We start from the raw sequence: 13,066 nt of genomic DNA, 5'->3' as shown, positions 1-13,066 counted from the left end.
GCGCCATCGGTAACGTAAACATTTTTACAGGCATGAACTTGGTTAAATCCATTGACCACGGAGGTTTTAGGGTCACGCCCCATACGTGCAGTACCCATTTCGTGGATACCAAGTCCAAGTGCACCCGGATTATCATAGGGTTGGACATCCCTTAATCCTGCTTTGGTAAGCATTTCGACGGCCTGTTCTTTCATATCTTCCCGCATCTTCCATTCATTTTCTTTGAATTCCGCATCAAAAGTTACGGTAGGTAGGCCCCATTGGTCCTTCTTGTCATAATCCAAGGTCATTCTGTTGTCTTGATATGGCAGTACCTCTCCAAATCCACCCATTCCAAAGGTCCATCCCCCCGGTTTGAGCATGGCATCCTTATATTCTTTGCCAAAGGACAGTTCTGCTACATTATTTTCCCAATTGCCTCTACCAGCACCACCTTGGTAACCATAACCTCTAATAAAGTCTTTCATGTTGGAACTACCTCCCAGATTTCTAAATCTTGGAATATAGATGCCATTGGGTTTTCTACCTTTATAATACTTGTCTTCGAAACCATCAAACTTACCAGAGGCTCCCACACCCAAGTGGTGGTCCATGATGTTCCTTCCTAATTGGTCCGAATCATTTCCCAAGCCATTGGGGAACCTATCAGATTTGGATTGCATCAAAATGGAAGTAGAGGCAATCGAAGATGCGCAAAGGAAAATTACCTTGGCTTTGAACTCAAACTCTTCTTTGGTTTCCCTATCGATGACCTTGACACCTGTAGCTTTTTGGGTGTCCGGGTCATAAATTACCTCGTGAACTATGGAGTCCGGCCTTAGGGTAAGGTTACCTGTTCTTTCAGCTGTCGGAAGGGTAGAGGAGACACTGCTGAAATATCCTCCGAAAGGACATCCTCTGATACAACGGTTACGAAATTGACAACGTACACGGCCATCTCCTTCAAATTTTTTGTCACTGTTAATGTGAGCTGTTCTTCCTGCGGTAATCACGCGACCATTAAAATGTTCGGCTACCTTTTCACGGACATGTTGCTCCACACAGTTAAGTTCCATCATGGGTTCAAACTGACCATCAGGTAGTTGGGGCAATCCGAGATTTTCCCCAGAAACCCCGATAAAGCTTTCAACCTTATCATACCATGGAGCTATATCCTTGTAACGTACTGGCCAATCTACGGCAATACCATCATTTTTATTCGCTTCAAAATCGATGTCGCTCCAACGGTAGCTTTGACGTCCCCACATGATGGAACGACCACCTACGTGATAGCCTCTCATCCAATCAAACCTTTTGGTTTCATTGTAAGGGTGTTCCAGATCGTTTACGAACCAATGTTTGGAAGCGGCTTGCACCGTGTAACCTGTTCTGGATTGTTTCTCCTGCTTTTTTTTGTCTTCTCTTGTCTGTTGCCCTCCATGAGGAAAATCCCATGGATCCATATTGGCGGTTGGATAATCTTCACGGTGTTTTACCATGGGACCACGTTCCAAGATCAAAGTCTTGAGACCGTTTTCGCACAACTCTTTGGCAGCCCAACCACCGCTGATACCCGTACCTACCACGATGGCATCATAGGACTCTTGTTCTTCGTTGTAATAAAATTTGCTCATTAGTTAATAATTATAATTGTAAGATATCAAAATTTCTTGCTCTTCGATTGTTATTTCATTTTAAATATCGAAGGGTGCTTTCTTTTGCGTTCACGTTATATATTTTTTATTCCATAGTGGCTTTTATTGCATACTTTAGGTGGTACATTCGGATTATTTTCCACCGGAAGAACTCTTTCGATGGAAAGGGCATGGTCTTTTTTGATCGTGCCCTTTTAGTTCAGACGGCTTAGTGAGTATAATGTATTGGTGACTGGTTCATTGACATGTTTCATCACTAAACCTTTTATGTACCCCTATTTTATCATATCCTATCGGTCTTGCCCACTAAAGAACTTTGGTCTGGCCTGGCACCGGGACAGGGTAGTTGCCGTTTTCATCTGGTCTCGTCGGTGTCGGGGAATCCCAGTCGACCTCTTCTGGCATGAGCTGAAGATCGGAGGCTAGGGCCTCGTCCCATTCGATGACTTTTCCACTATAGGTGGCCATTCTGCCCATAATGGCCGTCATGGTACTCTTAGCTCCGTTGAAAGCATCATTTATGACGCCTTTGTTGCGAATGGAGGCGAAAAGTTGATCATGTTCCACTTGATAGGGATTATGTCCCATCGAATTGCCTATGGATTGTACTTCGTTACCGGAGAGATCATATATTTTGGCTGCTCCTGCGTCGTTGGTGTCCACCCGTCCATTGGTCAGTTGAAATACTTCACCCACCTTGGACATTGTATTAGGCTGGTGACGGCACTGACTGGCAATGACTGCTCCACTTGGATAGGTGAACTCGACAAAGTGGTGGTCGAATATCTCCCCGTGATCGGGACCTTTTCTGACCATTCTTCCCCCCATGCCCTGTGCGGAAATAGGATACTCCCCGATGAACCAGTTGGCCACATCGATGTTATGGATGTGCTGTTCCAAAATGTGGTCACCGCAGATCCAATTGAAATAGTACCAATTCCTCATCTGATATTCTAGTTCGGACTGTTCTGGTTTTCGTGGACGTACCCAAACACCTGCGCTATTCCAATATACCTGGCCTGAGACAATCTTTCCGAGATCACCGTTCTTGATTATCGAATTGACCTTGATGTAATTTTCCTGATAATGGCGCTGTAGCCCGACAACGACATTTAGTTTCTTTTGCCTGGCCAACTTGGCCGTCTCCAATACCTTGCGTATTCCGGGCGCGTCGGTGGCCACCGGTTTTTCCATAAAGACGTGCTTGTCGTTTTCTATGGCATAAGCAAAGTGATAGGGTCTAAATCCGGGCGGAGTGGTAAGAATTACAACATCGGCAAGGTCAATTGCCTTTTTAAAACCATCAAAGCCAACAAATTTATGTTTATCCTTCACGTTGATCTTTCCAGTGTCCTTGTATTTTTCGTATAAATGTCCGTAGCTGGAATTCAACTGGTCTTCAAAGAGATCGGCCATTGCGACCAGTTCCACATGGTCGTCCGCTTCCAATGCTTGGTTGGCAGCACCTGTTCCTCGACCACCACAACCCACGAGTGCAATCTTCAATTTTTTTTCATTAAAAACGTTCATCATTGCGTTGGAGCCAAGAGATGGTAATATTATGGCACCTGATGCCATAGAAGTGTTTTTTATGAATTCTCTTCTTGATTTGGTATTGGATTGGTTTTTATGTTTCATTTTTATGTGATTTTAATAGCTGTATTATTCTTTTACCCAGTATTTGTAATATTGGTTCTTTTTTGGGGGAGTAAACGGCCTGACTATCCTAAATCCAACGAATGCAGCATCCGTAAACCACCATTTACTCCTCGGAAATTGTGGATCTCGTTGTTTCCAAATGGGGTCGGAAGCCAATCTGGAGGCACTGCGTAGTTGTTTCGCGTCGTCTCTGAAAGAACCTCCTCGAATGACCACGGGATATTCTGTGATCACTGGCTCGAAAGGAAGTTGGGCGTTTTCATAGCCATTTTCATGATATTGATCCAAAGTCCATTCTGCCACATTGCCGTAAATATCATACAGACCCCATGGATTTGGCTTTTTGGTTCCGACTTGATGGTATGTTCCTTCACTGTTATCTTTAAACCACGCATAGTCTTCCAGGTTCGACGGGTCGTCACCAAAATAATAGGATTGTTCTGTTCCTGCGCGCGCCGCATATTCCCATTCTGCTTCTGTCGGCAAACGGTAATAATGTCCGGTGATGGAAGAGAGCCATTCACAGAAAGTAGAGGCCGCCCTTTGCGTTATATTGACCGCGGGATAATTGGCATCCCGGCCCATGCCCAGGCTCATGTCCACATAAGGTGTCGTAGCGCCCGAGATGGCGTCGGTGTCCAGTTGGACCTCACTTCCCTTTGTTTCGTTTTTAAGGTCGTCTATCGCCCTCTCGATAAAGAGATTGTATAGCTCCCATGTGATTTCAACTTTGGACATCCAGAATTCTTCAACTTCAATTTCACGTACAGGGCCCTCGTCTATATTTCTCCATGGTTCCCCTTCTTCACTGCCCATATGAAATGTGCCGGAGGGAATCGAGATCATTTCAATACTGGCATCGGTTCCCGGCAAATGTTCCGTGTAGTCGGAAGTTTGCTGTCCAAAAGTGATTGCAACACCGCCGAATGCCAGGCAAATGGCTTTAATATATTTGATATGTAGCTTTACTGTAATCATTAAAAGGTGTCACTTGCCTTATAGGCGTTGATAACCGCCTGTTCACCATCTTTGCCGGGCCTTGAATTCCCATGCTCCATGCCCACAATTCCCTGATAGCCTTTGGAATGGATGTGTTCAAATACATTCTTGTAATTGATTTCACCGGTTGTGGGTTCTTTTCTTCCGGGGTTGTCACCCACTTGGAAGTAGGCAATCTCTTCCCATGATGCATCTATGTTGGGAATAAGGTTCCCTTCTTGGATCTGTTGATGGTAGATATCAAAAAGGATTTTACAGGATGGGCTGTCCACCGCCTTGCATATTTCATAGGCTTGGGGGCTATCGGTTAGAAAAAGTCCGGGATGATCCCTAAAATTGAGTGGCTCCAGCACCATGGTCAACCCATGGGGTTCCAAAAGGGCACAGGCCCGTTTGAGCGATTCCACCACATTGGCCGTTTGGTACCCTTTTCTTAGTCGCAGGTCCACGTGGCCAGGAACCACGGTCATCCATCGGGCATTGACCCGCTTGGCCACCTCAATGGATTCCTTGATTTCCTTCAGGAACTTTTCTCGGAGTGATGCATCTCCATTGGTTAGGTTGGGCTTGTTCCAGGAAATTTCATGTGCTACGAACACCCCCATTGTTATGTCACGTTTTTCCATGGTATTGGCCATTTGTTCCTGTAACTGAATGGAACGTCCTTTCATGCCATTGTCCTCAAATGCGGTAAAGCCCATGTCGGCCATAAAATTCAATTGATTGATGGGGTCGTCACCCGCCGAGGCTTTGAACATGCCCAAATGTGGGGCATACTTCAATTTGAATGTTTCCGATACTTCGGGTACCTTATTGTTAGCCCTTGTATTTTGAGCAAACAGTCCGGCTGTGCCAAGGCTTAAAGCTCCAGAAAGGATCAAATTGTCCCTTACAAAATTTCTACGGTTCATAATATTGGTTTTTCATTTATCTAGTTTATATATCATGGTTGTCGATATTTTTGGATTTGAGACTTTGATGCTTGGTTGTACAAAATTCAATCCCGACTTACTGGTCCAACATCCAATACACTACTGGGATAAATGTCGAACGTAAAAGATGCGTTGGATACATCGAGTTTGTATTCATCGTTGGCCAATCCGTTCATGCTCCAGCTATTATCGCCACCCACTCCGGTCTGTCCATAATCAATATGGAGGTACACTGCATGTTTCGGTTTTATATCTGTGGTATGCCGTTGTGCCTTTTTGTTGGATCTAGAATCAAAATCGGACATGGGATTATGGTGTGCCGAAAATGAAAAAGGTGCATTTTCAGAAACAAAATCCAACCCACTGCCCAATTCATTGGTGAAGGATGCAAAACGCACATCGGTTCTATTACCATTTTCCTGTGGACGGATGTAAGGCACATAAAAGTCCTCTACTTTGGATTTGTACAACCCCACATATGAAGCCGATTTTCGATCCACGTAATTTTCTTGTGGACCTCTTCCGTAGTATTCCGTATTTTGATATTGGTTGTCCAAAACGAACTCCATTCCATAACGGGGCATGTATTTTAGCTTTTCAGGGTGTTCTGGGGAAAATGTACAGGATACCTTCAAGCCACCATTTTTGTCTACCGTGTAGGTAATGATATTGGTTGCCTGAAGATCCCTGTAGTTGAATTCATACCTAAACGTATAGGATCCATCCTTGTTTTTTGTATGATCAAAGGTTATCAATTCCTTTTTATCAGCTGCATCTCTATAACTGAAATAATCCACATTCTTGGGAGCATCCCATGCACCCCAAGCACCGAAATCATTATCAGTCGGGGCTCTCCAAAAGGTCATTTTTACGGGCTCTAATAAGAAATCCGTATCTCCTTTTTTTATGGCGTCCAGTCCAAAGCCTTTAGAACCGAACACATAGGTATATTCCCCAACTGATACCGTATAAGAAGCATGGTCCTTGGAGGCTTTGGTCTTAATCTTTTGAGGCTTGTTGAGAATTTGATAAGTTATATTCCCATCCTGTAATTTAAATTGATCGGTTACCAAAATTTCACCTTTTGGCAGTAGGGGGGTATCCCGATTTAGGAATCCAAAAATGTTGATGTAGTATTCTTTTGAGGAATCAAGGTTATAATCAAAATCAATGGTGACCTCGGCTTTTTGTTGGGGCCCAATCGTTGGAACAGGTAAAGGTTTAAATGCTACCTCAATCCCATTTTCCATTAATATGGCTTTAAAGTCGTACGATTCCGTACTGGTAAAAAAGTGTTCATTGTAAACTTCGTAGGTGGTATCGTCCAATTTGGAGAACAGCACATTTTGATATACTTTTTTCACCTCAAAAAGTCCTGGGTGGGGGGTAAGATCAGCCCCCATTAATCCATTGGCACAAAAATTCTCATCGGAATGAACACTGTCCGGTTCAAAATCCCCTCCGTAGGCATAATAGATTTCACCAGATGATGTCGTCTGTTCCAAACCTTGGTCCATCCAATCCCAAATGAATCCACCCTGGGCCCTAGGTCTGCTACGAACCCAATCCCAATAATCTTTGAAGTTCCCACTACTGTTTCCCATCGCATGTGCATACTCACACCAGATAAATGGGCGTTGCTCCTGCAATGGTCTTTTATCGTCAACTTCGAAATGGTTTTTGTCAACATTATGGGGATTTTCATACATCCAGCTAATGATGTCGGTTATTCTGCCTTGGTAATGGATACTGTCGTTGGCTCTGCCCGCTCGTTCATAATGAACTGGTCGACCGGGGTCATAATCGTGGATCCAATTGTAGGGAATTACAAAGTTGTTGCCGCTACCTGCTTCGTTGCCCATGGACCAGATAATAATGGAGGGATGGTTGATATCCCTTTTTACCATCCGTTGAATACGGTTGAGGTGCATTTTTTGAAATTGGGGATCTTGGGCCAGGGTTTCGTCTTTTTGGTATCCATACCCATGGGATTCGATATTGGCTTCATCGATGACATAAATGCCGTATTGATCGCACAGTTGGTACCATAATGGATGATTGGGGTAATGTGAGGTTCGAACTGCATTGATATTGTATTTTTTGAAGTTTTCAATATCGGCCAACATGGACTCTTTGCTCACTACGTGCCCATGTACCGGATCGTGTTCGTGCCGGTTTACCCCTTTGAGGAGAATGGGCTTTCCGTTAACCAACAATTGACCATTTTTTATTTCACTGGTTCTAAAACCTATCTTTAAACGGGTTCCATCGAGCTGAAGTCCTTTGGAATCCTTGAGTGTAATCAAGAGATCGTATAATTTTGGACTTTCTGCGGACCAAGGAGAAATGTTGAGTCCCTTCTTGTTTAACAACAGTTTGCCCATACTGTTTTTTTTAGGGTCGACGGATCCTTTCAAGGAAATAATTTCATTGTCCCCATCAAGGACTTTCGTCTCTACAAATACTTTTTTCGCTTTTGCGCCAGTGTCTGCCAAGACTTCGATCTCCAGTTCTCCTTCCTCGTAAGCTGCTCTATCCAAGGATGCCCGAGCTATAATATTTTGAATTTTGACAGAGTTTGTTGCATACAGTGTAACATCGCGCTCAATACCGCTTAAGCGCCAAAAATCCTGATCCTCTAAATAAGATCCATCGCACCAGCGATATACCTCTACAGCAATGTCATTTTCACCAGTTTTGACATAAGATGTTATATTGAACTCGGCGGGTGTTTTCGAACCCTCGCTATAACCGACCTTTTGTCCGTTCACCCATAAGTAAAAAGCGGAATTGACCCCTCCAAAATGAATGTATACTTCCTTTGTGGTCCAATCTTCGGAAAGGTTGAATCTCCGTTTGTAACTCCCCACGGGATTGTTGTCATGTGGTATGAAAGGGGCGTTTTTGGGAAAGGGATATTCGATATTGCTATAAATGGGATAGCCATACCCTTTCATTTGCCAGTCTGAAGGTACAACGATATCGTCCCAATTTGAGACATCGAAGGTTTCCGTATAAAACTCTTTTGGACGATCGGAGGGTTTTGGCGACCAGTGAAACTTCCAGGAGCCGTTCAAAGAACGGTAATTAGGAAGTGCCATAGTGGACGTTTGCAAATCATTATCATTGAAATGATAGAAAGAGGCACGAGGTTCCTCCGAATGGAGTGTAATGATATCGGGGTTTTCCCAATCGGGTCTACTTTGTTGCCCTGTCATCATAAAATTTGACAGTATGGCCAGTAGTGCTATAATTTGTTGGTTTCTTATCATTGGTTTGGCATGTTTGAGGTTGCTTTCCATTGGTTTTAGAGTGAATGGCGTCTGAGAAGGTCAGTGGGTATGATCGTTCGGATCGGGGTTCCTTCTTTAACGAATTTTGCCGCCATTTTACCCATTTCCTTAAAATCAGTGGACATAGTGGTTATACCTCCCATAATAATTTCTTTGAGCACATTGTCATCGTAAGAAAGAATCCCTAAATCTTTGCCCAAGATGCATTGCCCCCGAGAACAGTCCTTTAAAAATTTCCAGAGTATCGAATCATTTTTGATAAAATAAAGCGTGTTTTTTTTGAGGGTTTCGGGCATATAAGCTTCTTCGATGCTGCCCCGAATGTCATAATCTTGTATAAATCGCTCGAAAGCATTTCGGATTCCCAGCGGGGAATAATCAGTTTTGGTATTGAAAAAAAGGACGATGTGCTCGTACTTTCGTATTTCTGGCAACAACTTGACAAGCTTGTTATAGGTGGAATTTTCAAATTCCTGTGCAATGAACGAATATTCTGGACCCAGGTCTAGGTACCTATCTACCAAAATCAATTTGTTGGGAGGGATGGATTGTAGCATGGGTATAACGGCATTATCCTGGATTGGGGCGATTACATACATACCGTACTTTCCTTTAATATTGCTTATTATTGTCTCAAATATGGAGAGGTTGTTATGGTGAAAAAATACATCGACTTGATATTTTTTCCCCAGTTCGTTCCGCAGGGTATTGTAAAAATCTTCCTGAAAACTTTGAAAAGCAAAAAGCAAAAGCGCTACCCGAAGCATGACTCCGGTCTCTTGACTTATTACAAAATAGCCCTGTTTATTTTTGGATTCCACGAGTCCTCTGTCCTTTAGCTCTTCATAGGCTCTTACAATGGTTTTTCGGGCGTATCCAACGTTACGGACCATTTTATTGATTGACGGCAGCTTATCTCCAACAAGAAGATCCCCCTCGGCAATACTATCTATGACACTTTGCACCAATATTTCGTGCTTGGACAACAAATGGCTGTCCTGTAATTCCAAAATTCTATTTAACAAAACCATGCTTTCAACACTGTTTATCAGGTTTTTCATCATCGTAAATACCCTGAACCTAAGTTATTTTAAAGTAATTACGTCATTATGTTCTTTTTGGTGTTGTACCAAATATTCAACGACTAAGGGTTATAATTACTGAATTGTCAAAAAAACACTTACAAATTTTTTGATATTCCAAATTTAACACTAATTTAGCAACAGTAGCACAGAGTATCATAGATTTTTTGAAATTTTTCGTGGTTTTGATCAAAATTGCGCTGCTAGCACGAACTAATAACTAAACAACAAACATTCGATTTATGAACAACCAATCGTCATTGCACAGAAAATGCATAGGAGTTAAGCCATGTATTTTCTTGGCCTTTGTCCTGTTTTTGGGAGGTGTATTTTTCTCCGCTGCTCAGGCCCAAGGTATCACTGTCTCTGGAACGGTAACGGCCTCCTCGGATGGCCAGCCGCTACCAGGTGTCACTATTGTCGACATGAACGACTCTTCCAAAGGAACCATTACAGACTTTGATGGAAATTATACCATTTCTGGAATTCAGGGGTCGACCTCTTTAAGGTTCAGCTCCATTGGATTTAAACCTGTGGTGGTTGCCGTTAACAATCGAACAACTATTGACTTGGCCATGCAGGAGGATTTAGCCTCCTTGGACGAGGTAGTCGTTGTGGGGTATGGAACCCAGAAGAAAGCAACGGTCACTGGAGCAGTGGCAGCAGTAAAAGGAGAGGTTTTGGAAACCGCTCCAACCATAAGTGTTTCCAACGCCTTATCGGGGCGATTGCCTGGTCTTGTTGTGATTCAGACCAGTGGGGAACCAGGAAGTGATGCGGCCAGTATTAGCATTAGGGGTACCAATACACTTGGAAACAGTAGTCCATTGATCGTTATTGATGGTATTCCCGACCGTGATGGAGGTATCGGGCGACTCAATGGAAATGATATTGAAAATATTTCAGTACTTAAGGATGCCTCCGCGGCCATTTATGGTGCAAGGGCTGCTAACGGGGCGATTATTGTGACAACAAAGCAAGGTAGGACGGGGAAGCCCGAAGTTACCTATACTGCCGATTTTGGTATGTCACAGCCCACCAAAGTGCCCAATATGGCAGGAGCTGTTGAATATGCAAACATCATGAACGAGATTACTGTTTTTAACAGTAATATCCCAGTTGGGGAATGGGGTGCTGCCTGGAACGCATTTGGTAATTCAGGCAGTTATACGATTCCATCAACGGACGAAACGGTGAATGCTGCATTTTCACCCGAGTCCGTTCAAGGATATGCCCAAAACTCGGATCCATGGCTTTATCCGAATACTGATTGGTTCGATGCCACCTTTAAGGATTGGTCCATGCAGAGTAGGCACAATCTTTCCATTCGAGGAGGTGGTGAAAACATCAAGTACTTTTCATCCATAGGGTATTTCGATCAAGATGCATATTACAAAAATTCATCCACTCGTTACCAACAATACAATTTTAGAATCAATACGGATATCAAGGTCAATGATTATATCCAGACCAAACTGGGTTTTGCCTATAGAAAGGAAGATAGACGTTACCCTACAGAAGGTTCTGGGGCCATTTTTAGGATGTTAATGAGGGGGAGGCCGACCGACCCTGCAATTTGGCCTACCGGTGAACCGGGACCTGATATTGAAAACGGTCAACAGCCAGTGGTCATTACGACCAATGCCACAGGCTATGATAGTCAGCCCACGGATTACCTTCAGTTTACGGGATCGGTGGATATTACACAACCTTGGATCGAAGGTCTGAAATTGACCTTGTTGGCCGGTATCGACCAAAGCCAGGTAAGGAGAAAGCTATGGCAGGTGCCATGGGAACTGTATTCCCTGGACCGGGAAACTTATATCAATACAGGGGAGCCCGTCTTAACCGCCAACATTCGTTCCAGTTTTACGGATCCAAGATTGACACAGTCCTCTGCGAACAATTTGAATACCAACCTTACCGCATTGCTTAACTATGATCGTGTGTTCAACGATGTACACTCCATTAATATCATGGCCGGTGTGACGCGAGAACGTTTTCAAAATGAATTCTTTTCTGCCTACAGTAGAAACTTTATATCTTCTTCCATCGATCAACTGTTCTTTGGTGGTTCCGATGGACAGGAAGTGGACGGTAGAGCTTTTGATAGAGCTCGTCTAGGTTATTATGGACGGGTTCAATACGATTATAAACAAAAATATTTGGCCGAGTTCATCTGGAGATATGATGGTTCCTATATATTCCCGGCAGATGACAGATTTGGATTTTTCCCCGGTTTCTTGGTGGGTTGGAACGTTTCCAATGAGGATTGGTTCAATATTGATGCCATCAACTACCTTAAATTAAGAGGGTCATATGGTCAAATGGGTAACGATCAAGTGTTTTTTGATGGTTCATTACAGGAATATGCCTATTTGTCCACCTATTCGCCCAACCAATATCCAATAAACGGTGCCGTAGTGAACACTTTGGAAGAGGCCCTTTTGTCTAACCCTAATTTTACATGGGAACGCGCCAATAATTTCAACCTTGGTCTTGATACATATCTTTTTGACAATTCATTGAGCATGAGTTTTGAATATTTTTATAATAAAAGGGATCAAATTTTGATTCGTGAAACCGGCTCAACCCCTGGCTCCTCTGGTATCTCAGATAAACTTCCTCCTGTAAATGCTGGGGAAGTGGCCAACAAGGGATTTGAGTTCGCAGTTAACTATTACGGAGGTAGTGAAGAAGGGATTTCCTGGGATGTGGGAATCAATGGAGGTTACGCCAAGAATGAGGTGGTCTTTATGGATGAGATTCCCGGTGCTCCCGAATATCAGCGTCAAGAGGGTAAGCCAATAGGGGCCTATTTTGTATATAAATATGATGGTGTATTCAGGGATGAAGCTGATATTTCAGCCAATACTTTGGATTATAGTGAAGTAACCCCTAACTTAAGACCAGGTGATATGAAATTCAAGGATGTGAACGGTGATGGTGTAATCAATGGGGATGACCAAGTTCGCCTTGAGGAAAACATAGTTCCCAAATTCAATTTTGGGGCCACTTTCAATGCATCCTACAAGAATTTTAACTTAGCAGTGCTCTTTCAAGGTGCTACTGGGGCATCCTTGCCCATTCAAACAGAATCAGGGGATATTGGTAATTACCTGCAATATTCCTATGACAACCGATGGAGCATAACCAACCCTAGTAGTGTGCACCCAAGATTGGCAACCAGGGGGGATACCTATTATACTGGGGGCAGCTATGGAAATAACACTTACTACCTATTTAGCAAGGATTATATAAGACTAAAAAATATACAATTGGCCTATAATTTTCCGAAAAAACTTCTGGAACCCTTTGGGCTATCCGGTTTTAGTTTATATGTAAGCGCCAACAACTTAATAACATGGGCAAAAAATGATATTTATGACCCGGAATCCACAGTGAACAGTGGACAGTTTTATCCACAGGCTAGAGTTGTAAACACTGGATTTACAGTAAAATTTTAA

7 protein-coding genes are annotated in these 13,066 nt (G+C 43.2%); 1 reads left to right on the top strand and 6 read right to left on the bottom strand.

Features of this window, described 5'->3' with window-relative positions; translation table 11 throughout:
• The 6 genes from J0X13_RS07435 to J0X13_RS07410 form a co-directional block, all read right to left on the bottom strand.
• The coding region (locus tag J0X13_RS07435; RefSeq protein WP_207070774.1) for a GMC oxidoreductase at positions 1–1,613 on the bottom strand (1,613 nt) is incomplete at its 3' end.
• Between the two features lie 327 nt (positions 1,614–1,940).
• Positions 1,941–3,272, bottom strand: coding sequence for a Gfo/Idh/MocA family protein (locus J0X13_RS07430; protein ID WP_207070773.1), 1,332 nt, complete (start codon positions 3,270–3,272; stop codon positions 1,941–1,943).
• 24 nt (positions 3,273–3,296) lie between these two features.
• Positions 3,297–4,271, bottom strand: coding sequence for a formylglycine-generating enzyme family protein (locus tag J0X13_RS07425; RefSeq protein WP_207070772.1), 975 nt, complete (start codon positions 4,269–4,271; stop codon positions 3,297–3,299).
• Positions 4,271–5,203 carry a hydroxypyruvate isomerase family protein gene (locus J0X13_RS07420; protein ID WP_207070771.1) on the bottom strand — a complete coding sequence of 311 codons (933 nt, stop codon included), beginning with the start codon at positions 5,201–5,203 and terminating at the stop codon, positions 4,271–4,273. Before J0X13_RS07420 ends, J0X13_RS07425 begins: the two co-directional genes overlap by 1 nt.
• A gap of 86 nt (positions 5,204–5,289) precedes the next feature.
• Positions 5,290–8,496 (bottom strand): beta-galactosidase, LacZ type, encoded by a 3,207-nt coding sequence (gene lacZ / locus J0X13_RS07415; protein ID WP_207070770.1) that lies wholly within the window; start codon positions 8,494–8,496, stop codon positions 5,290–5,292.
• Between the two features lie 35 nt (positions 8,497–8,531).
• The gene (locus tag J0X13_RS07410) at positions 8,532–9,548 is read right to left on the bottom strand and encodes a GntR family transcriptional regulator (protein WP_207070769.1); all 1,017 of its coding nucleotides are present in this window, start codon (positions 9,546–9,548) and stop codon (positions 8,532–8,534) included.
• Positions 9,549–9,841: 293 nt separating this feature from the next.
• On the opposite strand from J0X13_RS07410, the gene J0X13_RS07405 reads away from it, so the two are divergent.
• Positions 9,842–13,066, top strand: coding sequence for a SusC/RagA family TonB-linked outer membrane protein (locus J0X13_RS07405; protein ID WP_207070768.1), 3,225 nt, complete (start codon positions 9,842–9,844; stop codon positions 13,064–13,066).

It is taken from the genome of [Muricauda] lutisoli (nom. illeg.) (genome assembly GCF_017313105.1).
Taxonomy (GTDB): Bacteria; Bacteroidota; Bacteroidia; order Flavobacteriales; family Flavobacteriaceae; genus Flagellimonas; species Flagellimonas lutisoli.
This window is presented reverse-complemented; position numbering and strand designations above follow the sequence as displayed.

Coding starts and splice junctions, on each gene's coding strand:
- J0X13_RS07430 (WP_207070773.1), bottom strand. CDS start 3,272: ATGAAACATAAAAACCAATCCAATACCAAATCAAGAAGAGAATTCATA.
- J0X13_RS07425 (WP_207070772.1), bottom strand. CDS start 4,271: ATGATTACAGTAAAGCTACATATCAAATATATTAAAGCCATTTGCCTG.
- J0X13_RS07420 (WP_207070771.1), bottom strand. CDS start 5,203: ATGAACCGTAGAAATTTTGTAAGGGACAATTTGATCCTTTCTGGAGCT.
- lacZ (WP_207070770.1), bottom strand. CDS start 8,496: ATGATAAGAAACCAACAAATTATAGCACTACTGGCCATACTGTCAAAT.
- J0X13_RS07410 (WP_207070769.1), bottom strand. CDS start 9,548: ATGGTTTTGTTAAATAGAATTTTGGAATTACAGGACAGCCATTTGTTG.
- J0X13_RS07405 (WP_207070768.1), top strand. CDS start 9,842: ATGAACAACCAATCGTCATTGCACAGAAAATGCATAGGAGTTAAGCCA.